Raw genomic sequence first — 24,064 nt, 5'->3', positions numbered from 1 at the left:
CCCGCGCCGCCGCGCCGCGCGCCCGCCTGGTGCCGCCGCCGGCCGAGCCGGCCGCAGCCGCCCAGCCCGCCACGGCGCCATTGCCGGCCGGCGCGCCCGAGGCGCCGCCCGGCCGCCACGATGCCGACATCGAGCGCCTGTTCGGCGCCGGCGGCCCGCTCGGCCCGGCGGTCGGCGACTACCGCCCGCGCCGCTCGCAGACCGACATGGCCAAGGCGATCGCCGAGGCCATCGCCAATCAGACCACCTTGATCGCCGAGGCCGGCACCGGCACCGGCAAGACCTTCGCCTATCTGGTGCCGGCGCTGATGTGGGGCGGCAAGACCATCGTCTCCACCGGCACCAAGAACTTGCAGGACCAGTTGTTCCTGCGCGACATTCCGACCGTGCGCGCCGCGCTGCAGGCGCCCGTCTCGGTGGCGCTGCTGAAGGGCCGCTCGAACTATGTCTGCCACTACCATCTGGAGCGCACGCTGCAAAACGGCCGCATGACCTCGCGCGAGGACGTCGGCCACCTGCGCGAGATCTCGCGCTTCCTCAAGATGACCAGCTCGGGCGACAAGGCGGAGCTGGCGCGGGTGCCGGAAAACGCGCTGATCTGGAACCTGGTGACCTCGACGCGCGACAATTGCATGGGCGCCGAGTGCCAATATTATCAGGACTGCTTCGTCATGAAGGCGCGCAAGGAGGCCCAGCAGGCCGACGTGGTGGTGGTCAACCACCACCTGTTCTTCGCCGACGTGGCGCTGAAGGACACCGGCGTGGCCGAGTTGCTGCCCTCGGCCAACACCATCATCTTCGACGAGGCGCACCAGCTGCCCGACACGGCGACCCTGTTCTTCGGCGACACCTTCTCCACCTCGCAGGTGCTCGAGCTGTGCCGCGACGTGCTGGCCGAGGGCCTGTCGAACGCCCGCGACGGCGCTGACTGGGGCAAGGTGGTCACCGTGGTGGAGAAGGCGGCGCGCGACCTGCGCCTGACCTTCTCGCAGGACATCGTGCGCATGTCGCTGCCGCAGATCGCGCCGTCGAGCGACTTCTTTCCGGCGCTGCAACACTTGAAGGACGAGCTGGACGGCATGATCGCCGTGCTGGAGACCCAGGCGGTGCGCGCCGAGACGCTGGAACAGTGCCGCGTGCGCGGCGTCGAGCTGGCGCAGCAGCTGGCGGCGTGGAAGTTCGATCCGAAGGCGCGCGTCACGCCGGGCGAGGAGGCGGTGTTCTGGGTCGAGGCCTACACCACCTCCTTGCAGCTGCACAAGACGCCGCTGTCGATCGCGCCGATCTTCAACGGCCAGCGCGAGGGCGTGCCGCGCAGCTGGATCTTCACCTCGGCGACTCTTGCCGTGAAGAATGATTTCAAGCACTTCGCCGAGCAGATGGGCCTGACCGACGAGCCGGCGCGCAGCTGGCCCAGCCCCTTCGACTACGAGCGGCAGGGCATCCTCTACGTGCCGCAGAACATGCCGGACCCGAATTCGATGGGTTACACCGACGTGGTGCTGGACAAGGCGCTGCCGGTGATCGAGGCGGCCGGCGGCCGCACCTTCCTGCTGTGCACCACCTTGCGCGCGGTGAAGCGGGCGGCCGAGCGCCTGCGCGACGAGTTCGCCAAGCGCGGCCTGCCGTATCCGCTGTTCGTGCAGGGCGACAAGGGCCGCACCGAGCTGCTCGACCAGTTCCGCAAGTCGGGCAACGGCGTGCTGATCGGCAGCCAGAGTTTTTGGGAGGGGGTCGACGTGCGCGGCGAGGCCTTGTCGCTGGTCATCATCGACAAGCTGCCGTTCGCCCCGCCCGACGATCCGGTCCTGGCGGCGCGCATCGAGGTGATGGAAAAGCAGGGCAAGAACGGCTTCATGCACCACACCCTGCCGGAGGCGATCATCAATCTGAAGCAGGGCGCCGGCCGGCTGATCCGCGACGAGGGCGACCGTGGCGTGCTGATGCTGTGCGATCCGCGCGTCATTTCCAAGCCGTATGGACGGCGCATCTGGCAGTCCTTGCCGCCGTTCAAGCGCACGCGCGAGGAGGCCGAGGTGCTGGAATTTTTCCGCAATCTGCCGCCGACGACGGCGGGGAACGCCTCCGGTAAAGATTCCGGTTCGTAACTTCCGGTGGCTTTTTCGGTCTGGCGACGCTCGGCGGGGTCTGGCCGGGGCGACAAAAAACGGGGCGCCGACAGCGATGTCGGCGCCCCGTTTTGGCGTGCGCGCGTGGCCGGCGTCTGACATTCTTGTCTATGCGCCAAGGCCGGCCCGGCGCCGGCATCGAGCTCGGATCAAGTCTGCGGCAGGATCACCACCTTGCCGGTGACCTTGCGCGCGGCCATGTCCTTGAGCGCCTGGGCGGTGTCGGCCAGCGCGTAGCGGGCCGAGATGCGCGGCTTGATTTTGCCTTCCGCCAACCAGCCGAGCAGCTGGCGCATGCCGGCCAGGTTCGCCTTCGGCTCGCGCTTGGCGAACTCGCCCCAGAACACGCCGACCAGCGAGGCGCCCTTGAGCAGGGTCAGGTTGAGCGGCAGCTTGGGGATCTCGCCGTTGGCGAAGCCGACCACCAGATAGCGGCCGCGCCAGGCGATCGAACGGAAGGCCGCCTCGCTGTAATCGCCGCCGACCGGGTCGTAGACCACGTCCGGACCCTTGCCGCCGGTGGCCGCCTTGATCGCCTCGCGCAAATCCTCCTTGCTGTAGTTGATGACGGCGTCGGCGCCGTGCGCCGTGCACACGGCCAGCTTCTCGTCGCTCGACGCGGCGGCGATGACGCGGGCGCCAAGGGCTTTGCCGATCTCGATGGCGGCCAGGCCGACCCCGCCGGCCGCGCCAAGAACCAGCATGGTCTCGCCAGATTTTAGCGCGGCCCTATCGACCACGGCGTGGTGCGAGGTGCCGTAGGTCAGCGTGATGGCGGCGGCGGTGGCGAAATCCATGCCGGGCGGCATCGGCATCAGGGCCTGCGCCGAGACCGCCAACTGCTGGCCGAAACCGCCGGTCGCGGTGAAGGCGATGACCCGGTCGCCGACCTTGAACGTGCTGACGTCGGGCGCCACCGCGCTGACCACGCCGGCCACTTCGCTGCCCGGCGTGAACGGCAGTTCCGGCTTGAACTGGTACTTGCCCTGGATGATCAGCACGTCGGGGAAGTTGACGCCGGCGGCCTGCACGTCGACGACCACCTGGCCGGCGGCGGCCCGCGGCGTGGCCAGTTCCTCGACGGCGAGGGTGTCCGGCAGGCCCCAGGCTTGGCATACGATGGCTTTCATTGTGTGTCTCCGTTCTCGGTGGGGGGGGGGAAGGGGAAAGCATGAAAATAGTACGACCGTTTGATTTTTTCAATTATGCCTGAAATGGCGCCAGCGCAATCGGTGTTTTCATTTTGCTACGTATTTGCGCCGGCGCAAAGTGGCGGGGTAGGGGATTGTTAGAGTTGGTTAGTGCGCAGCATCGTGCGTGGAGAAGAAACGGAGGGATGTCATGGCGATCCGCTACGGCTGTTTCTTTAGTTACGCGCATGGCCGGCATGCGTTCATGAGCAAGTTCAAGAACGATCTGGTCGACGCCCTGAAGTGCTATCTGGAACCCCATTTCGATTCCGAGAAGGAATTGTTTGTCGACAGCGAGCAACTCGGCGGCGGCGACGACCTCGACCGCCGCATCGCCACCGCGCTGTGCGAGAGCGTTTGCATGATCGTCATCTACACGCCCAAATACGAGGCGCACCCCTACACCCGGCGCGAATTCGCCGCCATGCAATTGATCGAAAGCGAGCGGCGGCTGTGGTATCCGCTGCCCAGCCACCTGATCATCCCGGTCATCATGACGCGCCACCCGCTCAGCCTGCCGCCGCAGATCACCGAGGGCATGTATGTGGACTTCTCGCGTTACACCTTGGCGACCGGCGACCTGAAGACCAATCCCGACTACCTGCCTGATATAGAGCGCATCGTCCAGCGCATCGCCAGCCACTACCATTTTCTCAAACGCTATATGCCGCCAGAGCATGATTGCAGCCGTTTCGTGCTGCCCGACATCCCGCCGGAATGGCGCGCCATTCCGCCCCCCCACTTCCCACGCTAAAGGTTCGCCATGGAACTCACCCGCCTGTCCCTGCCGCCGCTGACCGCGCCCGGCGAAGTCGTCACCTTTTATTCCTACAAGGGGGGCACGGGTCGCACCATGGCCCTGTCCAACATCGCCGTGTTGCTGGCCAAGCGACAGAACGCGACGGTGCCGACGTTGATGATCGATTGGGATCTGGAGGCGCCCGGCCTGCACCACTACTTCCCGCAGCACGAGGAGGGGCCGGGCGTGCTGGAATTCTTCGAGGCCTGCGGCGAGCAGCTGCAGCGCCGCCGTGGCCGCGTCGGCCAGGACGACGCCGAGCTGGCGCGCCAGGTGCTCGCCGCCATCGATTGGGAGCAATACGTTTGCCGGGTCGACCAGAGCAGCCCGCTGTACCTGATGCGCGCCGGCCGCTTCGACGCCAGCTACGGCGAGCGGCTCGCCGCGATGCACTGGGACAAGCTGTTCGACGCCTGTCCGGCGCTGTTCCGTTGCTTCGCCGACAACCTGGCGCGCCACTTCCGCTATGTGCTGGTCGACTCGCGCACCGGCCGCACCGACAGCGCCGGGATCTGCACGACCTTGCTGCCGCGCAAGTTGGTGGTGGTCTTCACACCCAACCGGCAAAGCCTGGAGGGCGTGCAGGCGCTGGTGACGCGCGCCGCCGCCTACCGCCGCAGCCACGAGGACGAGCAACGCCAGTTGCTGGTCTACCCCTTGCCCTCGCGCATAGAGATGGGCGACAGCGAGCAGCGCGCCCAGTGGCGGCGCGGCGACGCGGCGCGCGGCATCGCCGGCTACCAGCCGCTGTTCGAGGAACTGTTGCGCGACTGCTACGGCCTGCAGTACGCCCTGATGGACAGCTATTTCGACGAGGTGCAGTTGCAGCAGACCAAGACCTTCGCCTACGGCGAGCAATTGGCCGTGCGCATCGACCAGGGCGGCGACCGCTTCTCGCTGACCCGCACCTTCGAAGCCTTCCTCGAATGGCTGGCCGGCGGCTACTTCCCCTGGCAGTCGAGCCGCGAGATCCACCTGCTGGCCGCCATCGGCGAGGCGCGCCAGGCGATCGAGGACGGCAGCCCGCGCGCCCAATCGCTGCCGCTGGCGCGCGACCTGAGCCGGCTGGGCGAGCTGTACCGTCGCGAAGGCAAGGCCGGCCAGGCCGTGCATTGCTTCGAGGAAAGCATGACCCTGCGCCAGCGCGTGCTGGGCGAGGACCATGTCGACACGCTGTACAGCAAGAGCAGCCTGGCCGCCCTGTTGCGCCAGCAGGGCAAGCTCGACGAGGCCGAGTTCCTCGACGAATGCGTGGTCGAGGCGCGCGCCCGCCAGCTCGGCGCCGAGCACCTCGACACGCTGGCGGCGCGCGCCGGCCTGGCCGCCACCCTGGCGCTGCAGGGCAAGAGCGGCGCCGCGCTGGCGATCCAGGACGAGGTGCTCGACGCCTACCTGCGCCTGCTCGGCGGCGAGCACCTGCTGACGCTCGAATGCAAGGCGGCGCGCGCCGAGCTGCTGTCGCTGCGCGGCGAGCTCGACGCGGCGCGCGACGTCCAGCAACAAGTGCTGGCGGCGCGCCAGCGCCTGCTCGGCGCCGAGCATCCGGACACGCTGCGCAGCAAGACGGCCTTGGCCCACACGCTGGCCCGGCTGTGCCAGTTCGAGGCGGCGCGCGGCCTGTTCGGCGCCGTCGTCGAGGCGCGCAGCCGGCGCCTGGGCGCCGCCCATCCGGACACGCGGGCGGCGCGCCGGCAGCTCGACGAGGTGTTGCGCCAGCTGGGCGGGGCGGCCGGCGCGCGCGAGCTGTGCCAGGAGCTCGACGGCCCCGACTACAGCGCGCTGGCGCAAATGGCCGAGCTCGACGAGGTGGCCGGCCTGGTCGCCGAGCCGACCGAGGCGGCGACGCCGCTGGCCGGGCTGGCCCCGCTCGGCCAGCTCGGCGGCGGCGCCGATCCGGCCGCCCGGCGCGCCGAGATGTTCGAGCGCACGCTGGACACCTTGCAGCACCTGCTCGACCAGGCCGAGCTGGGCCGCGCCCGCGTCCTGGCCGACCGCCTGCGCGCGCCCCTGCTGCGGCCGGGCGTGGCGCCGCGCCTGCGGCGCCGCGGCCTGGCGGCGCTGCGCACGGTCTACCAGCTGCTCGACGACCAGGACGCGCTGCTGTCGCTGCAGGAGGACGAGGCGCTGGCGCTGTACGGCCGGCCGTTCGGCGCCGGGCTGGCGCAGCGCTGAGGCGGCCCGGCGGTTTTCCCGCCGCGCCTCGGTTTTCCCATTGGCAATAAATTTATCTGTCGGCGGGGCCGCCGGTTCGCGCTTCCGGCCATTGCTTCGGTTAAAATCGGCGTATGAGAATCCTAATCAGTAACGACGACGGCTACCTCGCCCCCGGCATCAACGCCCTGGCCGAGGCGCTCGCCGCCGTGGCCGAGATCGTCGTCGTGGCGCCCGACAGCAACCGCTCCGGCGCCTCCAACTCGCTGTCGCTGGACCGGCCCTTGTCGGTGCAGCGGGCGGCCAATGGTTTCTATTTCGTCAACGGCACGCCGACCGACTGCGTCCACGTCGCCTTGACCGGCATCCTCGACTACCGGCCCGACCTGGTGGTGTCGGGCATCAACAACGGCCCCAACATGGGCGACGACACCCTGTACTCCGGCACCGTCGCCGCCGCCACCGAGGGTTATCTGTTCGGCATCCCGGCGATCGCCTTCTCGCAGGGCTCGCACGGTTGGGAACATATAGACGACGCCGCCCGGCTGGCGCGCGACGTGGTGCTGCGCCACTTCGACACCCTGGCGCGACCGTATTTGCTCAACGTCAACATTCCCAACCTGCCCTATGAGCGGCTCGGCCGGCCGGTCGCCACCCGGCTGGGGCGGCGCCACCAGGCCGAGCCGGTGATCCGCGCGCTCGATCCGCGCGGCAAGGAGATCTTCTGGATCGGCCCGCCCGGCGCCACCAAGGACGCCGGCGCCGGCACCGACTTCCACGCCGTCGCCCAGGGCCGGGTCTCGATCACCCCGCTGCAGATCGACCTGACCCACAGCACCCAACTCGACGCGCTGGCAAAGGGCCTGGCATGAACGACAAACCCCGCAGCTTCCCCTTGCCGCTGTCCTCGGTGGTCGACCAGGGCGGCAAGAAGCCGGGCCTGTTCGCCCCCGTCGCCACGCCGCAGACGGCGACGCAGAACGCGGCGCTGAGCGCGGCCCAGCACGCCGCCCGGCCGGCCGCGCCGCGCGCCGGCCCCGCGGCCCGGCCCGGCGCCTCGCCGTCGAAGTCGCACAGCTACGCCATGGACCGGGCCCAGCCGGTGGCCGCGCCGGCGCCCCGGCAGAATCCGCTGGTGTCGGAGGCGGTGCGGCGCGCCATGGTGGCGCGCGTCGCCAAGCAGGGCGTCAAGGACCAACAGGTGCTGGCCGCGCTGGAGACGGTGCCGCGCCACCTGTTCATGGAGGAGGCGCTGGCCTCGCAGGCCTACATCGACGCCTCGCTGCCGATCGGCCACCATCAAACCATCAGCCAGCCGTACATCGTGGCGCGCATGATCGAGGTGATGCGCAACGGCGGCACGCTGCGCCGCGTGCTGGAGATCGGCACCGGCTGCGGCTACCAGGCGGCGGTGCTGTCCTGTCTGGCGCAGGAGGTGTATTCGATCGAGCGCATCAAGCCGCTGCACGAGCTGGCCAAGACCAATCTGCGGCCGCTGCGCGTGGCGAACCTGCGCTTGCACTACGGAGATGGTATGCTTGGCCTGCCGCAGGCGGCGCCCTTCGACGGCATCATCCTGGCCGCCGCCGGCCTGGAGGTGCCGCGCGCCCTGCTCGAGCAGCTGACCATTGGCGGCCGTTTGGTGGCGCCGGTGGGCGCGCGCGCGCAACACCTTGAATTGATCACCCGCACCGGCAAGGCCGAGTGGGTCAGCGAAACCCTGGAAGACTGCCACTTCGTCCCCTTGCGTCCGGGCACGGCCTGAGCCATACCCCCAGCCCGGCGGCGGGCGACAGATAGACCTATTAAGATGAGAATGACAAATAAAAGTTCCCTGCTCGTTCTGAGCATTTCACTGGCGCTGTTGAGCGCCTGCAGCACCACCCCCAACCAGGCGCCCGTGGTCGAGCGCAACGCGCCCCTGCCCAAGCCGTCGACGCCGAGCGAGGACGCGCAGAAGGGCCGCGACGAGCGCGGCCTGTACACCGTCAAGAAGGGCGACACGCTGATCCGCATCGCCCTCGAATACGGGCAGAACTACCGCGACCTGGTGGCTTGGAACAACCTGGCCAACCCGAACGACATCAAGGTCGACCAGGTGCTGCGCGTGCTGCCGCCGGACGCCGGCGCGGCCGGCGTGCAGACCTCGGCCATCGTCATGCCGCCGGCCGAGAGCAAGCTGCCGCCGGCCCCGCCGTTGCCGCGCAAGAGCGGGCCGAAGGCCGACAAGCGGCCGTATTCGGACGCCGTGCTGGCCGACCTGCAACGCCCCGAGGGCGACAACGGCAAGCCGGCCGCGGCCGCCGCGCCGGCGCCGGCCGTGGTGGCCAGCGTGCCGGCGGCCCCGGCCGCGCCGGCCGACGACGAGAAACTGAGCTGGATGTGGCCGTCCGAAGGCCGCGTCATCGCCACCTTCGACGAGGGCAAGAACAAGGGCGTCGACATCGCCGGCAGGGCCGGGCAACAAGTCGTGGCTGCCGGCGCGGGAAAAGTCATGTACGCCGGCAGCGGCATTCGCGGATATGGTAATCTCGTTATTGTGAAGCACAGTAATAGCTTGTTGTCGGCCTACGCGCACAACCGCAGCATCGTTGTGAAGGAGGGGCAGAGCGTCAACAAGGGGCAAATGATTGCTGAAATGGGCGATTCGGACGCCGACGCCGTCAAGCTGCACTTCGAAATCCGGCAGCAGGGCAAGCCGGTGGACCCGTCGAAATTCCTGCCTAACCGTTAGCCACTTCCATGACACATATGCCGCCCGACCAGATGGATGACGATTCGGCACCGGAGGAGTTTCCGGAGGAATCGAGCGATGACCTAGCCGTCGACGCCATCGAAGCGGGCGACGGCGAGGCACCGGCCGAGGTCGGCGCCGTGCTGGCCAGTGTCGACGAGTTGAAAAAGGTGCTGGCGGCCGAATTGTCGACCGACACCACCCAGCACTACCTGAACCAGATCGGCACGCGCCCGCTGCTGACGGCGCCGCAGGAGGTCCACTTCGCCACCCTGGCCAAGCAGGGCGATTTCAAGGCGCGCCAGACCATGATCGAGCACAACCTGCGGCTGGTGGTGTCGATCGCCAAACACTACATCAACCGCGGCGTCGTGCTGCTCGACATGATCGAGGAGGGCAACATCGGCCTGATGCGCGCCATCGACAAGTTCGAGCCCGAGCGCGGCTTCCGCTTCTCCACCTACGCCACCTGGTGGATCCGCCAAAGCATCGAGCGGGCCATCATGAACCAGGCCCGCACGGTGCGCCTGCCGGTGCACATGGTGCGCGAGCTGAACCAGATCCTGCGCGGCAAATACCACCTCGAGGCGCAGCACCACAACGGCAAGGACGCCACCGCCGAGGACATCGCCGAGCTGGTCGGCCGCCCGGTCGAGGAGGTGCAGGACATCCTCGCCCTGTCCGAGCACGCCACCTCGCTCGACGCCCCGCTCGACAACGACCCGCAGTCCTCGCTGATGGACATGCTGCCCGGCGACGCCGAGGACAGCCCGGACGCCCGCGCCGAGCACCGCGAGATGACGGTGCTGGTGCGCGATTGGCTGACCAAGTTGCCCGACAAGCAGCGCATCGTCATCATGCGCCGCTTCGGCCTGGACAACGACGACCCGGCCACCCTGGAAACCCTGGCCGAGGAGATGGGCGTGACGCGCGAGCGGGTGCGCCAGATCCAGCAGGAGGCGCTGATCAAGCTGAAGCGGGCCATGGCGGCACGCGGCGTAGTACGCGACTCCCTGCTGTAGGCTGTTGCAATCTGATATCATATGCCCCGCTCTGAGCGCCCGAAACGGCCCGGCAGCCCCGCCGGCGCACGCGCTCGCCCACCCCCTACACTGAACGCTATGCAAGAAAATATCATCGAGATCAAATCGCTGGACATGGACGCCCGCGGCGTTGGCCATTTGCGCAACGAGGACGGCAGCCAGGGCAAGGTGGTCTTTGTCGACGGCGCCTTGCCGGGCGAGCGGGTCAGTTTCGTCAGCTTCAAGCGCAAGAAAAACTGGGAAATGGCCAACATGACCGAGCTGCTGCGCCCGTCGTCGCTGCGCGTCAAGCCGCCTTGCGTGCACTACGACAACTGCGGCGGCTGCTCGATGCAGCACCTGGAGCCCAGCGCCCAGGTCGCCATCAAGCAGCGTGTGCTGGAGGACAACCTGCAGCACATCGGCAAGGTGCGTCAGCTGCACATGATGCGGCCGATGTACGGCCCGACCTGGGGCTACCGCTTCCGCGCCCGCCTGTCGGTGCGCTTCGTGCCGCGCCGCAACGAGGCGGTGGTCGGCTTCCGCGAGAAGAAGTCGACCTACATCGCCGACATGGACAGCTGCATGATCCTGCCGCCGCACGTCTCGGCCATGCTGCTGCCGCTGCGCGCGCTGATCACCTCGCTGTCGCTGCGCGAGCTGATCCCGCAGATCGAGGTGGCGGTGGGCGAGGATGTCACCGCGATGGTGCTGCGCGTCATGGGCACGCCGACGGCCGACGACGAGGGCAAGCTCAAGGCCTTCGCCGACCAGCACCAGGTGCAATGGTGGTTGCAGACCAAGGGACCGGAAAGCGCCGAGCCCTTCTATCCGCTGGACAAGCAGTTGCACTACCTGCTGCCCGAGTTCGGCGTGCGCATGCCGTTCAAGCCGGTCGACTTCACCCAGGTCAACCACCTGATCAACCGCGTGCTGGTGGGCAAGGCCCTGCGCCTGCTCGACGTGCAGCCGGACGACCGCGTCGCCGACCTGTTCTGCGGCCTGGGCAACTTCACCCTGCCGCTGGCGACCCAGGCGCGCGCAGTGGTCGGCATCGAGGGCCTGACCAGCTTGACCGAGCGCGCGCTCGACAACGCCGCCGCCAACGGCCTGTCGGCCAAGACCAGCTTCTCGACGCGCAACCTGTTCGAGATCACCGCCGAGGACCTGGCCGTGCTGGGCAAGTTCGACCGCATGCTGATCGACCCGCCGCGCGACGGCGCCATGGCCGTCTGCCAGGCGCTGGCCGAGCTCAAGCTGAGCCATCCGGACATGCTGCCCAAGCGCATCGTCTATGTCTCGTGCAGCCCGTCGACCCTGGCGCGCGACGCCGGCATCCTGTGCCACTCGGCCGGCTACGTGTTGAGCAAGGCCGGCGTGGTCAACATGTTCCCGCACACCTCGCACGTCGAATCGATGGCGGTGTTCGACCTGGCCTGAGGCGCCTTGCCTTTTCAGTAAGCCAATTCGGCAAGCTGATTTGTTTGGCAAGCTCATTGACAGGGCTTGCGCTCTTTGTAACACTGGCTTGGTCCGCTCATTGCCGCCAAGCCAGTTTGCATTCCAGACCTACCGTGCGGCATGACCACCCCACCACGGAGTTGGAATGTCCCAGTCGCCCCAGGCTCGCGCCGCCCATCGTTTTTCCCGCCTTTCCCCGACACCTCTGGCCCGCCGCCTGACGCCGCTCGTCGCCGCGCTGGCGCTGCTGAGCGCGCGCGCGCCGGCCGCGCTGGCCCAGCCGCCGTCCCAGGCCAACGCCCAGCCGCAAGCGGCCGCCGCTGCCGCAGCGCCAGCGCCGGCGCCGGCCAGCGTCGAATCGTTCTCGCCCAGCGGCACGGTCAAGCAGGTGCGCCAGGTGCAGGCGCGCTTTTCGGCGCAGATGGTGGCCTTCGGCGACCTGCGGCTGGACGCGCCGTTCACCGTCGACTGTGCGGAGCAGGGCAGCGGCCGCTGGATCGACGGGCGCAACTGGAGCTACGACTTCGTGCGCGAGCTGCCGGCCGGCGTGTCCTGCCATTTCACCTTGAAGGCCGGCCTGCGCGACCTGGCCGGCGTCGAGTTGGCCGGCGCGCGGCAGTTCAGCTTCAGCACCGGCGGCCCGTCCATCGTCGAGTCGCTGCCGCGCGAGGGCAGCAACATCGATGAGCAGCAGATCTTCGTGCTCGGCCTGGACGCGCCGGCGCGCCCGGCCGACATCGAGGCACAGGCCTACTGCCGCGCCGACGGCATCAACGAGAAAATCCCCGTGCGCCGCCTGGTCGGCGCCGAGCGCGAGCAGATCCTGGCGCAGCGCAAGCAGTTCGTCGACCGCTATCTGAACCTGTACTTCCGCGCCCGTGGCGTGGCCTGGCGCGCCAGCGTCGGCGTGCGCGACAAGCGCCTCGAACAGATGCCGCTGGAGCTGCTGCAGTGCCGCCGCAGCCTGCCGGCCAAGGCCAAGATGGCGCTGGTGTGGGGCGCCGGCATCGCCAGCGAAACTGGCATCGTCAACCAGAACGACCAGAGGCTGGCCTATCGCACGCGGCCCGACTTCACCGCCACCTTCAGCTGCGAGCGCCCGAGCGCCAAGGGCGACTGCATTCCCTTCCTGCCGGCGCGGCTGCAATTCTCCGCGCCGGTGCGGCTGGCCGACGCGCTGGCCGTGCGCCTGGGCGCGCCGGGCGGCAAGAGCTTCCGCGCCAGCGTCAGCGACGACGAGAAGAAGGCCGAATTCGTCAGCGGCGTCGGCATCGCCGGCCCCTTCCCGGAGCAGAGCAAGCTGACCTTGACCTTGCCGGCCAAGCTGACGGACGACGCCGGCCGGCCGCTGCTGAACGGCGCGCGCTTCCCGCTGACGGTGCGCACCGGACCGCAACCGCCGCTGGTCAAGTTCCCGGCCCGCTTCGGCGTCATCGAGGCGCGCGGCGACCGCCTGTTGCCGGTCACCGTGCGCAACGTCGAGGCCGGCCTGCCGACGCAGCTGGCCCGCGTGTCCGGCAGCGCCGTCGGCGGCGCCATGCTGCGCGTGGCCGACCAGCAGGACAAGCAGGACCAGCAGATCATCGACTGGCTCAAACGCCTGACCAGCAGCGGCAACGGCGGCGGCTGGCAACCGGGCGAGTTGTATGGCCAGGACTTGTACCAGCCCATGCTGGCCGGGCACAAGGACGGCGCCGTCGAGCGCTTCACCTTGCCCAAGCCGGGCGGCAAGCGCGCCTTCGAGGTGATCGGCATCCCGCTGCGCAAGCCGGGCTTCTACGTGGTCGAACTGGCCAGCCCGCTGCTGGGCGAGGCCTTGAGCGGCAAGCCGCGCACCGCCTACGTCAATTCGGCCGCGCTGGTGACCAATCTGGTGGCCCACTTCAAGCACGGCGCCGAGTCCTCGCTGGTCTGGGTCACCTCGCTCGACAAGGGCCAGCCGGTGGCCGGCGCCAAGGTGGCAGTGCGCGACTGCGCCGGCAAGCCGCTGTGGCAGGGCACCACCGACGCCAGCGGCGTGGCCAACATCCGCCAGGAGCTGACCCGCTTCACCTGCGGTTACAACGACAGCTACTTCATCAGCGCCCGCAGCGGCGCCGACATGACCTTCACCTTGTCGGACTGGAATCGCGGCATCGAGGCCTGGCGCTTCAACCTGCCGACCGACGACGTCCGGGCCGACAACACCATCGCCGCCAGCGTGTTCGACCGCACGCTGCTGCGCGCCGGCGAGACGGTGCACATGAAGCACTTCCTGCGCCGCCATGTCGCCGCCGGCCTGGCGCTGGCCGGCGCCGGCAAGGCGCCGGACAAGATGTTCATCCTGCACGAGGGCAGCGAGCAGCGCTACGAGCTGCCGCTCACCTGGCGCCACGGCAGCGCCGACAACAGCTGGCCGATTCCGGCCGAGGCCAAGCAGGGCTGGTACAGCGTGCTGCTGGACGGCCGCACGGCCGGGCGCTTCCGCGTCGAGCAGTTCCGCGTGCCGACCATGAAGGCGCTGCTGCAGGGGCCGAAGACGCCGGCCGTGCAGGCGACCAAGCTGGACGTCGACCTGCAGCTCAGCTACCTGTCCGGCGGCGCGGCGGCCGGCGCGCCGGTCAAACTACGCACGGTGATCGAACCCCACGCCGCCAGCTTCCCCGACTACGAGGGCTTCAGCTTCGGCGCCGGCGACGTCAAGCTCGGCGTGGCCAAGAGCGGCGCCGTGTTCGACGACGACGAGGGCATGTTCGAGGAGGACGGCAATGCCAACGCCAGCGGTGGCGCCGATGCCGCCGGCGACACCGAGGCCGACGCCGAGGCGCCCAAGACCGGCGCGGTGCGCACGCGCAGCCTGACCCTGGACGGCGCCGGCGGCGCCCGCGTCAGCATCGACCAACTGCCGCAGACGGCCACGCCGCGCAATCTGTTGGCCGAGCTGAGCTACCAGGACGCCAACGGCGAAACCTTGTCGGTGGCCACCCGCATTCCCTTGTGGCCGTCGAACTACCAGATCGGCATCGCGCCGGACGGCTGGGTGCTGAGCAAGGACGCGCTCAAGTTCCAGGTGGTGGTGCTCGACCTGCAGGGCCGGCCGGTGGCCGACGCGCCGGTCAGCGTCGACCTGTTCCAGCGCTTGAACTACTCGCACCGGCGTCGCCTGATCGGCGGCTTCTACGCCTACGAGAACAGCAGCGAGGTCAAGGCGCTGGGCGCCGCCTGCGAAGGCCGCACCGACCGGCGCGGCCTGCTGCTGTGCGAGACCAAGGCGGCCGCCTCGGGCAACCTGATCCTGCGCGCCCGCACCGAGGACGGCGCGCACCACGCCGCCACCACCCACATCGACACCTGGGTGGCCGACGGCGACGACTGGTGGTTCAAGGCCAGCGACAACGACCGCATCGACCTGCTGCCCGAGAAGAAGCGCTACGAACCGGGCCAGCAGGCCAGCTTCCAGGTGCGCATGCCGTTCCGCCAGGCGACCGCGCTGGTGACGGTCGAGCGCGAGGGCGTCATCGACAGCTATGTGCGGCCGCTGTCGGGCAAGGCGCCCAGCTTCAGCATTCCGATCAAGGCGCAGTACGCGCCCAACGTCTACGTGTCGGCGCTGGTGGTGCGCGGCCGTGTCAGCGGCGCGGCGCCGACCGCGCTGGTCGACTTGGGCAAGCCGGCCTACAAACTGGGGATCACGCCGCTGCGCGTGGGCTGGGCCGGCAACGAGTTGAAGGTGCAGGTCACTGCCGACAAGGCCGTCTACAAGGTGCGCGAGCGGGCCAGCGTGGCCGTGCGCGTGACCCGCGCCGACGGCTCGCCGGTGCCGGCCGGCGCCGAGGTGGCGTTGGCGGCGGTCGACGTCGGCCTGCTCGAACTGATGCCCAACGCCAGCTGGGAACTGTTGGAGGCGATGATGCAGCAGCGCAGCCTGCAAGTGCAGACCGCCACCGCGCAGATGCAGGTGGTGGGCAAGCGCCACTTCGGCCGCAAGGCGGTGGCGCCGGGCGGTGGCGGCGGCAAGGGTGGCGGCCGCGAGCTGTTCGACACGCTGTTGTTCTGGCAGGCCCGCGTCGCGCTCGACGGCAAGGGCGAGGCGACGGTGCAGGTGCCGCTCAACGATTCGTTGACGGCCTTCCGCATCGTCGCCATCGCCAGCGCCAACGCCGACCTGTTCGGCACCGGCAAGACCGAGGTGCGCAGCTCGCAGGATCTGATGCTGTTGTCCGGCCTGCCGGCGTTGGTGCGCGAGGGCGACCGCTTCCAGGCCGGCTTCACGCTGCGTAACACCAGCGACGCCGAGATGCAGGTCGAACTGGCCGCCAGCGCTGCCGGCAAGGCGCTGCCGGCGCAGAAGCTGACGCTGGCCGCCGGCCAGGCGCGCGAGGTCGGCTGGGACTATCAAGTGCCGCTCGGTGCGGGCGAGCTGGCGTGGGACGTCAGCGCCAAGGTGGTCGGCGCCGATGACGTCGGCGACCGCCTGCGTATCAAGCAGAAGGTCAGGCCGGCGGTGCCGGTGCAGACCATCCAGGCCACGCTGCTGCAGCTCGACGGCCCGCAGTCCATGCAGGTGCGCATGCCGGCCGACGCCCAGCCGGGCCGTGGCGGCTTGCGCGCCTTGTTCAGCGCGCGCCTGGGTAGCGAGCTGCCTGGCGTGCGCGACTACATGACGCTGTATCCCTACAGCTGCTTCGAGCAGAACACCTCGCGCGCCATCGCGCTGCGCGACGCCGCCATGTGGGAGCGACAGGTGGCCAGCCTGCCGGCGCATCTGGATGGCGACGGCCTGGTCAAATACTTCGCCTCGATGAACCTGGGCAGCGACAGCCTGACGGCGTATGTGCTGTCGGCGGTGCAGCAGGCCGGCTATCCGATTCCGCCGGAGCTCAAGGGCCGCATGGAGGAGGCGCTGCTCGGCTTCGTCCACGGCCGCGTGCTGCGCAACTCGGCGCTGGCCACGGCCGACCTGGCGGTGCGCAAGCTGGCCGCGCTGGAGGCGCTGTCGCGCTCCGGCCGCGTCGGCGACGCCGAACTGGAGTCGTTCTCGCTGGAGCCGAACCTGTGGCCGACGTCGGCGGTGATCGATTGGTATCTGATCCTGCAACGCAGCCCCAAGCTGGCGCAACGCGAGCCGCGCATGGCGCAGGCGCAGCAGATCCTGCGCGCCCGCCTGAATTTGCAGGGCACCACGATGACCTTCTCCACCGAGCGCAGCGACAATTGGTGGTGGTTGATGTCCTCGGCCGACGCCAACGCCAACCGCCTGTTGCTGGCCATGCTCGACAATCCGGCCTGGCGCGCCGACATGGGCCGGCTGGCGCGCGGCAGCCTGGGCCGGCAGCAGCGCGGCCACTGGGACACCACGGTCGCCAACGCCTGGGGCGTGCTGGCGCTGGACGCCTTTTCGCGCAAGTTCGAAGCCGCGCCGGTGACCGGCGCGGCCAGCGCCAGCGTCGGCGGCGCCACCGCCAGCGCGACCCTGGACGCGGCGCATCCGAGCGCCAGCGTGATGCTGCCGTGGCCGCGCGGCGCGGCCGACTTGGCCTTCAAGCACGGCGGCACTGGCAAGCCCTGGGTGACGGTGCAGAGCCTGGCGGCGATTCCCTTGAAGGCGGCGCTGAGCACCGGCTACCGCATCAGCAAGACCATCACCCCGGTCGAGCAGAAAACGCCCGGCGTTTGGTCGCGCGGCGATGTCTACCGTGTCCATCTGGACTTGGAAGCGCAATCGGACATGACCTGGGTGGTGGTCGACGATCCGATTCCGGCCAGCGCCAGCGTGCTGGGCACCGGCCTGGGACGCGATTCGACCATCGCCACCAGCGGCGAGCGGCAGCGCGGCTGGGTCTGGCCGGCCTTCCAGGAGCGTACCTTCGAGGCCTTCCGCAGCTATTACGAGTTTGTGCCGAAGGGGAAGTGGAGCGTCGAATACACGGTGCGGCTGAATAACGCCGGCCAGTTCAATCTGCCGCCGACCCGCGTCGAGGCGATGTACAGCCCCGAGATGTTCGGCTTGCTGCCGAACGCGGCGCTGGGCGTCAAATGAGTGTGCGGGTGACGACGGCGCCGGCAAAGTCGGTCATGCCGGCGGCGGCGCTGGGTTTGATCCTGGCGGCGCTGGCTGCCGGCCACGTCGCCGCCGCCGTGCCGACGCCGCAGCAGGTGAGGGCGGACTACCGCGCCTCCGACGCCGAACTGCTCGACCGCCACGGCGAGCCGCTACAGTCGCTGCGCATCGACTTGGCGGCGCGCCGCCTGCGCTGGGTGGCGCTGGCCGACATCTCGCCGGCGCTGCCGTTGGCCGTGCTGCAGGCCGAGGACCAGCGTTTCATGCAGCACGACGGCGTCGACCTGAAAGCGATGGGGCAGGCCGCCTGGGACAACCTGTTCCGCAGCCGGCCGCGCGGCGCCTCCACCTTGACGATGCAACTGGCGGCCCAGCTTGACCCGGCCCTGCGCGGTGGTGCGGCCGGCCGCAGTTGGGGCCAGAAATGGGACCAGATCCAGGCCGCCCGCGAACTCGATGCCGCCTGGAGCAAGGCCGAGATCCTCGAAGCCTATCTGAACCTTGTGTCCTTCCGTGGCGAATTGCAGGGCGTCGGCGCGGCCGCGCGCGGCCTGTTCGGCAAGGCGCCGTCCGGCCTGGACGTGGCCGAGTCGGCGATCCTGGCCAGCCTGCTGCGCGCGCCCGGCGCCGCGCCCAAGCTGGTGGCCAGGCGCGCCTGCGCGCTGGCGCGCGAGCTCAAGCCCGGCGCCAACTGCGGCGCCATCGAGAGCACCACCATCGTCGCGCTGAGCCGGCCGCTGAGCTATACGGCGCCGCCGGCGGCCCCGCAAGTGGCGCAGCAGTTGCTGCGCGGCGCCGGCTCGGCCACCTCGGCCACTTCGGCCACGTCGGCCACTTCGACCACGTCGGCCGGCCAAGCCGGTCAGGCCACCTCGGCCAAATCGGCCGGCCCGACCACGCGGTCGGCCCGCAGCACGCTCGACGGCGACCTGCAACGCTACGCCCTCGACACGCTGCGCCGCCACCTGATGGCGCTGCGCGCCCGCAACGTCAACGACGGCGCCGTGCTGGTGCTCGACAACGCCAGCGGCGACATCCTGGCCTGGGTCGGCAACGCCGGCGGCAGCGAGGTCGACGGCGTGCTGGCGCTGCGCCAGGCCGGCTCCACCCTCAAGCCCTTCCTCTACGAGCTGGCCATCGAACGCGGTCAGCTGACCGCCGCCTCGCTGCTCGACGACAGCGCGCTCGACGTCAGCACCGACGGCGGCCTCTACGTGCCGCAAAACTACGACCGCCAGTTCAAGGGCTACGTCAGCGTGCGCACCAGCCTGGCCAGTTCGCTCAACGTGCCGGCCGTGCGCACCCTGCAGATGGCCGGCCTGGACCGCTTCCACGAACGCCTGCGCGCGCTCGGCCTGGACAGCCTGAGCGAGCCGGCCGACTACTACGGCTACTCGCTGGCGCTCGGCTCGGCCGAGGTCAGCCTGCTCGAACTGAGCAACGCCTATCGCACGCTGGCCAATGGCGGCCTGTGGAGCGCCACCGGCCTGCTGCCGCGCGCCGCCGCGCCGCGCCGCCGCGTGCTCGACGCGCGCGCCAGCTTCATCGTCGGCGACATCCTGTCCGACCGCGCCGCGCGCAGCCTGACCTTCGGCCTGAGCAACGAGTTGGCCACCGGTTTCTGGAGCGCCGTCAAGACCGGCACCAGCAAGGACATGCGCGACAACTGGTGCGTCGGCTACACCGACCGCTACACGGTCGGCGTCTGGGTTGGCAATTTCGACGGCCAGTCGATGTGGGACGTCTCCGGCGTGACCGGCGCGGCGCCCGTTTGGCGCGACGTGATGGACTATCTGCACCGCCAGCGGCCCGGCAAGGCGCCACCGCCGCCGCCCGGCGTGCTGCGCCAGGCGCTGAGCTACCGGCCGGCGTTCGAGCCGGCCCGCGTCGAATGGTTCGTCAAAGGCAGCGAGAGCGCCGTCGTTGAATTGGCCGGGCAGGGCGGCCGGACGCCGCGCATCAGTTATCCGGCGCCGGCCAGCATCATCGCCATCGACCCGGACATTCCGCCGGCCAGCCAGCGCGTGCTGTTCCAGGCCAGCGCGGCGGCCGGCCTGCGCTGGCGCCTCGACGGCGCCGACCTCGGCCCGGCCGGCGCCGACCACGCCTGGCAGCCGGTGGCCGGCCCGCACCAGCTGGCGCTGGTCGACGCCGAGCAGCGGGTGGTCGACACGATGCGCTTCGAGGTGCGCTAGAAAGAAAATGGATGGGATGGGGTGCTGCATGGTTGGCTGGGCGGCTTGGCAACACCCAACGGCGCAACCTGGGGTCAGACCCCTGGCGGGTCTGACCCCGGCTCTCCGCCGCTGGGGTTTGCCGGCGCCGCCAGCGCCTTGAGTGAGTAAAAAAGCCGGCCCCGCCAGCGCCTTGCGGACGTAAAAAAGCCGGCGCGAGGCCGGCTTGGTGTGCTGCGCGTTAAGCGCTTAGTCGCGGCTGCCGCCGGCGAAGCCCAGCAGGGACAACAGGCTGGTGAAGATGTTGTAGACGTCGAGGTACAGGCGCAGCGTGGCGCTGATGTAGTTGGTCTCGCCGCCGTTGACGATCTGCTGCACGTCATACAGGATGTAGGCCGAGAAGATCGCGATGGCGATCACCGAGATGGTGATCGACAGCGCCGACATGCCCAGGAAGATGTTGGCGACCGAAGCCAGCAGCAGCACGATCAGGCCGGCGAACAACCACTTGCCCATCGCCGAGAAGTCGCGCTTGGACACGGTGGCCACGCTGGCCAGCACGGCGAACACGGTGGCGGTGCCGCCGAAGGCCGCCATGATCAGGAAGCCGCCGTTGGCGTAGCCCAGGGTGCGCGACAGCAGTGGCGTCAGCATCAGGCCCATGAAGAAGGTGAAGCCGAGCAGCAGGCCGACACCGAGGCCGCTGTCCTTGTTCTTTTCGATGGCCCAGATGAAGCCGAAGGCGATGCCGAGGAACAGCAGCGCGCCCATGCCGCCGCCGAGCATCGGCAGGTGGAAGGCGACGCCGACGAAGGCGCCCAGTACGGTCGGGATCATCGACAACGCCAGCAGCCAGTAGGTGTTGCGCAGCACATTGTGGCGCACCGCCTGGTTGTTGCCGGTCAAGTCGTAGGTTCTCTGCATGTTAATCATCTTGCCTCCAATTCGTTGGTTCAGGGTACTGCTTGATAAAAGCATAGCACGTTGAGGCAAAAGCGCGCAAAATCGCCGTCATATTGCCCGCCGTTACGGGTTTCCCACAGGTAAAATCCGCCCCGTGGAGGGGCCGCCGGGCGGACTCTGCGCCCTTGTCTAGTCCAATATCGGATAGATGGGGTGTTCTATGGTAAAATCAAAGGTTGATTGAGCTATCAATTTTGTTTTAAACCTTTCTTTTTATTGGAGTTTTTTAAATGGCAATCGAACGCACCCTGTCGATCATCAAACCTGACGCAGTCGCAAAAAACGTCATCGGTCAAATCTACAGCCGTTTTGAAGGCGCTGGCCTGAAAATCGTTGCAGCCCGCATGGCTCAGCTGTCGCGCGAAGAGGCCGAAGGCTTCTACGCCGCCCACAAAGAGCGCGGTTTCTTCAAGGATCTGGTTGACTTCATGGTCTCTGGTCCTGTCATGATCCAAGCCCTGGAAGGCGAAAACGCCGTTCTGGCCCACCGTGACCTGATGGGCGCGACCGATCCGAAGAAAGCAGAAAAAGGCACCATCCGCGCCGATTTCGCCGAATCGATCGACGCTAACGCCGTGCACGGTTCCGACGCTGTCGAAGCCGCTAAAGTTGAAATCGCTTACTTCTTCCCAGAAGTCAAAGCGTAATTGTTGACGGCCCCCGGGCCGTGGCAGTACCCCGTTCCCGCCGCGCACCGCGCGCCGGGACGAGTTTTTTTTGAATTGAATTGAGCCTGCAATGAGCACGACCACGAACGCCACCCTCACCAACTTGCTGGACTTCGATCCCGCGCAGCTCATCGCCTATTGCGCCGAGTTGGGAGAGAAGCCGTTCCGCGCCAAGCAATTGCAGCGCTGGATACACCAATTTGGCGCCGCCGATTTCGACGCCATGACCGATCTGGCCAAGTCGCTGCGCGACAAGCTGGCCACCCGCGCCGAAGTGCGCGCGCCGGCCGTCATCAGCGACCACACCTCGACCGACGGCACGCGCAAGTGGCTGGTCGACGTCGGCAACGGCAACGCGGTCGAAACCGTGTTCATCCCGGAAGACAACCGCGGCACGCTGTGCATCTCGACCCAGGCCGGCTGCGCCGTCAACTGCCGTTTCTGCTCGACCGGCAAGCAGGGCTTCAACCGCAACCTGAGCGTGTCCGAGATCATCGGCCAGCTGTGGATGGCCGAGTTCGAACTGCGCCGCACCAAGGGCATCGAGCCCGGCCCCAAGGGCGAACGGCAAATCACCAACGTGGTCATGATGGGCATGGGCGAGCCGCTGCTGAACTTCGAGCCGACCGTCACCGCCCTCAAGCTGATGCTCGACGACAACGCCTACGGCCTGTCGCGCCGCCGCGTCACGCTGTCGACCTCGGGAGTGGTGCCGATGATGGACAAGCTGTCGCAGGAGGTGCCGGTGGCGCTGGCCGTGTCGCTGCACGCCTCGAACGACGCGCTGCGCGACGGCCTGATTCCGCTCAACAAAAAGTACCCGCTCAAGGAGCTGCTGGCCGCCTGCAAGCGCTACCTGGAGTTCGCCCCGCGCGACTTCATCACCTTCGAATACTGCATGCTCGACGGCGTCAACGACAGCGACGAGCACGCCCGCGAACTGGTCGCCCTGGTGCAGGACCGCCAGCACGGCGTCAACTGCAAGTTCAACCTGATCCCGTTCAACCCCTTCCCGGAATCGGGCCTGCTGCGCTCGAAGAATCCGCGCATCAAGGCCTTCGCCCAGGTGCTGATGGACGCCGGCATCGTCACCACCGTCCGCAAGACGCGCGGCGACGACATCGACGCCGCCTGCGGCCAGCTGGCCGGCGAGGTGCAGGACCGCACCCGGGTGCAGGAGCGCATGGAGAAGATGGCCGAGTATCAGCAGAAGTTCGGCGCTGACTTCGGCAAGATCGTGGAAATCCGCTCCTGATGACGGTCCTGGCGCACCGCTGCCGCCTCTGCCTGGCCGTCCTCGGCCTGGCGGGGTTGCTGGCCGGCTGCGCCGCGCCCGGCGCGGGGGAGGCGCGCGGCCAGAGCGGCAAGGCCGAGCTGACCACCGCCTCGGACCAGACCTCGGCCCAGCGCCGCGCCGAAATCCGCATGCAACTGGCGGTCGGTTACTATGAGCAGGGCCAGTACGCGGTGGCGCTCGACGAGGTCAAGCTGGCCCTGGCGGCCGAGCCGCAGTACGCCGACGGTTACGGCATGCGCGGCTTGATCTACATGGCGATGGGCGAGACCGGCCTGGCCGGGGACAATTTCACGCGCGCCCTCAAGCTGGCGCCGGACAATCCCGACCTGGCGAATAATTACGGCTCCTTCCTGTGCCAGAACGGCCGGCCGGACGAGGCGACGCAGTATTTCGACGCGGCCCTGAAGAACCGCGCCTACGCCTCGCCGGCCAAGGCCCTGAACAATGCCGGCTCCTGCGCGCTGAAGCGCCAGGACTACGCCGGCGCGGAACAATATCTGCTGCGGGCGTTGCAGTTGACGCCGGACCTGGCGGCGACCAACGCCAACCTGGCGCGCGTGTACTATGTGCGGCGCGACTACCAGCGGGCCGGTTTTTTCATTTCCCGGCTGGGCAAGACAGCAAAGATGGAGAGCATGACGGCCGATGTGCTGTGGCTCGCGATTAAGGTGCAGCATCAGCTCGGCGATGCGGGCGCGGAAGCTGGTTGGGGGACGCAACTGCGTCGCCACCACGCCGGCTCGGCCGAGTATGCTGCTTATCAACGTGGGGCGTTTGATGAGTGAGACAGGGATACCAATGAATTCAGAGTGGGCAGAACAGCCAAAGGACCAGGGCAGCAGCCTGGCCGCGCCCGGAGCACAACTGGCGGCCCAGCGCGAAGCGATGGGCTGGTCGGTCGAGCAGATCGCCGACCAATTGAAACTGGCGCCGCGCCAAGTCGTCGCGCTGGAGGCGGGCGACTTCGCCGCGCTGCCCAACATGGCCGTGGTGCGCGGTTTCGTGCGCGCCTACGCCAAGGTGGTGAAGCTGGACGCCACGCCGCTGGTGGCGATGATCGAGGTCGGCACGCCGCCTAGCACCGAGGCCGCCCCGGTCCGGCGCGAGATCGCCGCCACCTTCACCGAGTCGCGTTTCCCGACGCTGACCGAGCGCTCCAGCAAGCCGGCCGGCTGGTTGATCGGCGCCGTCGCCGTGGCCGCCGTGGCCGCCGCCGGCGCCTACGCCTACCACGCCGGGCTGATTTCGCCGGCCATGTTCAGCCGCGCCGACAAGGACGCCGGCGCCGCCGCGCAAGCCGACAAGCCGGCCGAGAAGGCCGCCGAGATCGCCCCGCTGGAGACCACGCTGGTCAAGCCGGGCCAGGAGACGGCGCCGTTGCAGTCGACCTCGGTGCCGCTGATTTCCGTCGCGCCGCCGGGCGGCACCGCCGCCGC

General features: G+C 68.7%; 16 protein-coding genes. 14 read left to right on the top strand and 2 right to left on the bottom strand.

What is annotated here, in order from left to right; genetic code table 11:
* The first annotated feature begins 80 nt into the window (after positions 1-80).
* On the top strand, positions 81-2,108 hold the full coding sequence (locus H7U20_RS29290; protein ID WP_199762668.1) for an ATP-dependent DNA helicase: 2,028 nt from the start codon (positions 81-83) through the stop codon (positions 2,106-2,108).
* Positions 2,109-2,278: 170 nt separating this feature from the next.
* On the opposite strand, the gene H7U20_RS29285 is transcribed toward H7U20_RS29290, so the two are convergent.
* Positions 2,279-3,259, bottom strand: a complete 981-nt coding sequence (locus H7U20_RS29285; RefSeq protein ID WP_199762667.1) for an NADPH:quinone oxidoreductase family protein — start codon at positions 3,257-3,259, stop codon at positions 2,279-2,281.
* Positions 3,260-3,470: 211 nt separating this feature from the next.
* On the opposite strand from H7U20_RS29285, the gene H7U20_RS29280 reads away from it, so the two are divergent.
* The 9 genes from H7U20_RS29280 (at position 3,471) to pbpC (ending at position 19,721) form a co-directional block, all read left to right on the top strand.
* Positions 3,471-4,073 (top strand): toll/interleukin-1 receptor domain-containing protein, encoded by a 603-nt coding sequence (locus H7U20_RS29280; protein WP_199762666.1) that lies wholly within the window; start codon positions 3,471-3,473, stop codon positions 4,071-4,073.
* 9 nt (positions 4,074-4,082) lie between these two features.
* A complete protein-coding gene (locus H7U20_RS29275) occupies positions 4,083-6,290 on the top strand; it encodes a KGGVGR-motif variant AAA ATPase (RefSeq protein ID WP_199762665.1) in 2,208 nt (735 codons plus the stop codon).
* Positions 6,291-6,403: 113 nt separating this feature from the next.
* Positions 6,404-7,141, top strand: coding sequence for a 5'/3'-nucleotidase SurE (surE, locus tag H7U20_RS29270; RefSeq protein ID WP_199762664.1), 738 nt, complete (start codon positions 6,404-6,406; stop codon positions 7,139-7,141).
* Positions 7,138-8,034 (top strand): protein-L-isoaspartate(D-aspartate) O-methyltransferase, encoded by an 897-nt coding sequence (locus H7U20_RS29265; protein WP_199762663.1) that lies wholly within the window; start codon positions 7,138-7,140, stop codon positions 8,032-8,034. The genes surE and H7U20_RS29265 overlap by 4 nt, the downstream gene beginning before the upstream one ends.
* Positions 8,035-8,085: 51 nt before the next feature.
* Positions 8,086-9,003, top strand: a complete 918-nt coding sequence (locus H7U20_RS29260; protein WP_199762662.1) for a peptidoglycan DD-metalloendopeptidase family protein — start codon at positions 8,086-8,088, stop codon at positions 9,001-9,003.
* Positions 9,004-9,011: 8 nt separating this feature from the next.
* Entirely contained in the window at positions 9,012-10,025 is a 1,014-nt protein-coding gene (rpoS, locus tag H7U20_RS29255; RefSeq protein WP_199762661.1) for an RNA polymerase sigma factor RpoS, read from the top strand.
* A gap of 99 nt (positions 10,026-10,124) precedes the next feature.
* The gene (rlmD, locus tag H7U20_RS29250; protein ID WP_199762660.1) at positions 10,125-11,465 is read left to right on the top strand and encodes a 23S rRNA (uracil(1939)-C(5))-methyltransferase RlmD; all 1,341 of its coding nucleotides are present in this window, start codon (positions 10,125-10,127) and stop codon (positions 11,463-11,465) included.
* 166 nt (positions 11,466-11,631) lie between these two features.
* The gene (locus tag H7U20_RS29245) at positions 11,632-17,505 is read left to right on the top strand and encodes an alpha-2-macroglobulin family protein (RefSeq protein WP_199762659.1); all 5,874 of its coding nucleotides are present in this window, start codon (positions 11,632-11,634) and stop codon (positions 17,503-17,505) included.
* Complete coding sequence (pbpC, locus tag H7U20_RS29240; protein ID WP_199762658.1) at positions 17,502-19,721, top strand: penicillin-binding protein 1C; 2,220 nt, start codon at positions 17,502-17,504, stop codon at positions 19,719-19,721. The genes H7U20_RS29245 and pbpC overlap by 4 nt, the downstream gene beginning before the upstream one ends.
* 228 nt (positions 19,722-19,949) lie before the next feature.
* Here pbpC and H7U20_RS29235 read toward each other — a convergent pair whose 3' ends face one another.
* Positions 19,950-20,633 carry a Bax inhibitor-1/YccA family protein gene (locus H7U20_RS29235; RefSeq protein WP_199762657.1) on the bottom strand — a complete coding sequence of 228 codons (684 nt, stop codon included), beginning with the start codon at positions 20,631-20,633 and terminating at the stop codon, positions 19,950-19,952.
* A gap of 260 nt (positions 20,634-20,893) precedes the next feature.
* Between H7U20_RS29235 and ndk the strand changes: the two genes are divergently transcribed.
* From ndk to H7U20_RS29215, 4 genes are all read left to right on the top strand, one after another.
* Positions 20,894-21,310: a nucleoside-diphosphate kinase gene (gene ndk, locus H7U20_RS29230; protein ID WP_199762656.1), complete on the top strand. Its 417-nt coding sequence runs from the start codon at positions 20,894-20,896 to the stop codon at positions 21,308-21,310.
* Between the two features lie 91 nt (positions 21,311-21,401).
* On the top strand, positions 21,402-22,586 hold the full coding sequence (rlmN, locus tag H7U20_RS29225) for a 23S rRNA (adenine(2503)-C(2))-methyltransferase RlmN (protein ID WP_199762655.1): 1,185 nt from the start codon (positions 21,402-21,404) through the stop codon (positions 22,584-22,586).
* Positions 22,586-23,413 carry a type IV pilus biogenesis/stability protein PilW gene (gene pilW, locus H7U20_RS29220; protein ID WP_199762654.1) on the top strand — a complete coding sequence of 276 codons (828 nt, stop codon included), beginning with the start codon at positions 22,586-22,588 and terminating at the stop codon, positions 23,411-23,413. Before rlmN ends, pilW begins: the two co-directional genes overlap by 1 nt.
* A 13-nt stretch (positions 23,414-23,426) precedes the next feature.
* On the top strand, positions 23,427-24,064 hold a 638-nt coding region (locus H7U20_RS29215), incomplete at its 3' end, for a helix-turn-helix domain-containing protein (RefSeq protein WP_199762653.1).

This window comes from Rugamonas violacea (assembly GCF_016461825.1).
Lineage (GTDB): Bacteria > Pseudomonadota > Gammaproteobacteria > Burkholderiales > Burkholderiaceae_D > Rugamonas.
The sequence above is the reverse complement of the archived record's forward strand: the minus strand, read 5'-3'. Positions and strand labels throughout refer to the sequence as shown.

What these genes read in the sequence shown, in the direction of transcription:
- H7U20_RS29285 (WP_199762667.1), bottom strand. Translation starts at nt 3,259, where the DNA reads ATGAAAGCCATCGTATGCCAAGCCTGGGGCCTGCCGGACACCCTCGCC.
- H7U20_RS29280 (WP_199762666.1), top strand. Translation starts at nt 3,471, where the DNA reads ATGGCGATCCGCTACGGCTGTTTCTTTAGTTACGCGCATGGCCGGCAT.
- H7U20_RS29275 (WP_199762665.1), top strand. Translation starts at nt 4,083, where the DNA reads ATGGAACTCACCCGCCTGTCCCTGCCGCCGCTGACCGCGCCCGGCGAA.
- surE (WP_199762664.1), top strand. Translation starts at nt 6,404, where the DNA reads ATGAGAATCCTAATCAGTAACGACGACGGCTACCTCGCCCCCGGCATC.
- H7U20_RS29265 (WP_199762663.1), top strand. Translation starts at nt 7,138, where the DNA reads ATGAACGACAAACCCCGCAGCTTCCCCTTGCCGCTGTCCTCGGTGGTC.
- H7U20_RS29260 (WP_199762662.1), top strand. Translation starts at nt 8,086, where the DNA reads ATGACAAATAAAAGTTCCCTGCTCGTTCTGAGCATTTCACTGGCGCTG.
- rpoS (WP_199762661.1), top strand. Translation starts at nt 9,012, where the DNA reads ATGACACATATGCCGCCCGACCAGATGGATGACGATTCGGCACCGGAG.
- rlmD (WP_199762660.1), top strand. Translation starts at nt 10,125, where the DNA reads ATGCAAGAAAATATCATCGAGATCAAATCGCTGGACATGGACGCCCGC.
- H7U20_RS29245 (WP_199762659.1), top strand. Translation starts at nt 11,632, where the DNA reads ATGTCCCAGTCGCCCCAGGCTCGCGCCGCCCATCGTTTTTCCCGCCTT.
- pbpC (WP_199762658.1), top strand. Translation starts at nt 17,502, where the DNA reads ATGAGTGTGCGGGTGACGACGGCGCCGGCAAAGTCGGTCATGCCGGCG.
- H7U20_RS29235 (WP_199762657.1), bottom strand. Translation starts at nt 20,633, where the DNA reads ATGATTAACATGCAGAGAACCTACGACTTGACCGGCAACAACCAGGCG.
- ndk (WP_199762656.1), top strand. Translation starts at nt 20,894, where the DNA reads ATGGCAATCGAACGCACCCTGTCGATCATCAAACCTGACGCAGTCGCA.
- rlmN (WP_199762655.1), top strand. Translation starts at nt 21,402, where the DNA reads ATGAGCACGACCACGAACGCCACCCTCACCAACTTGCTGGACTTCGAT.
- pilW (WP_199762654.1), top strand. Translation starts at nt 22,586, where the DNA reads ATGACGGTCCTGGCGCACCGCTGCCGCCTCTGCCTGGCCGTCCTCGGC.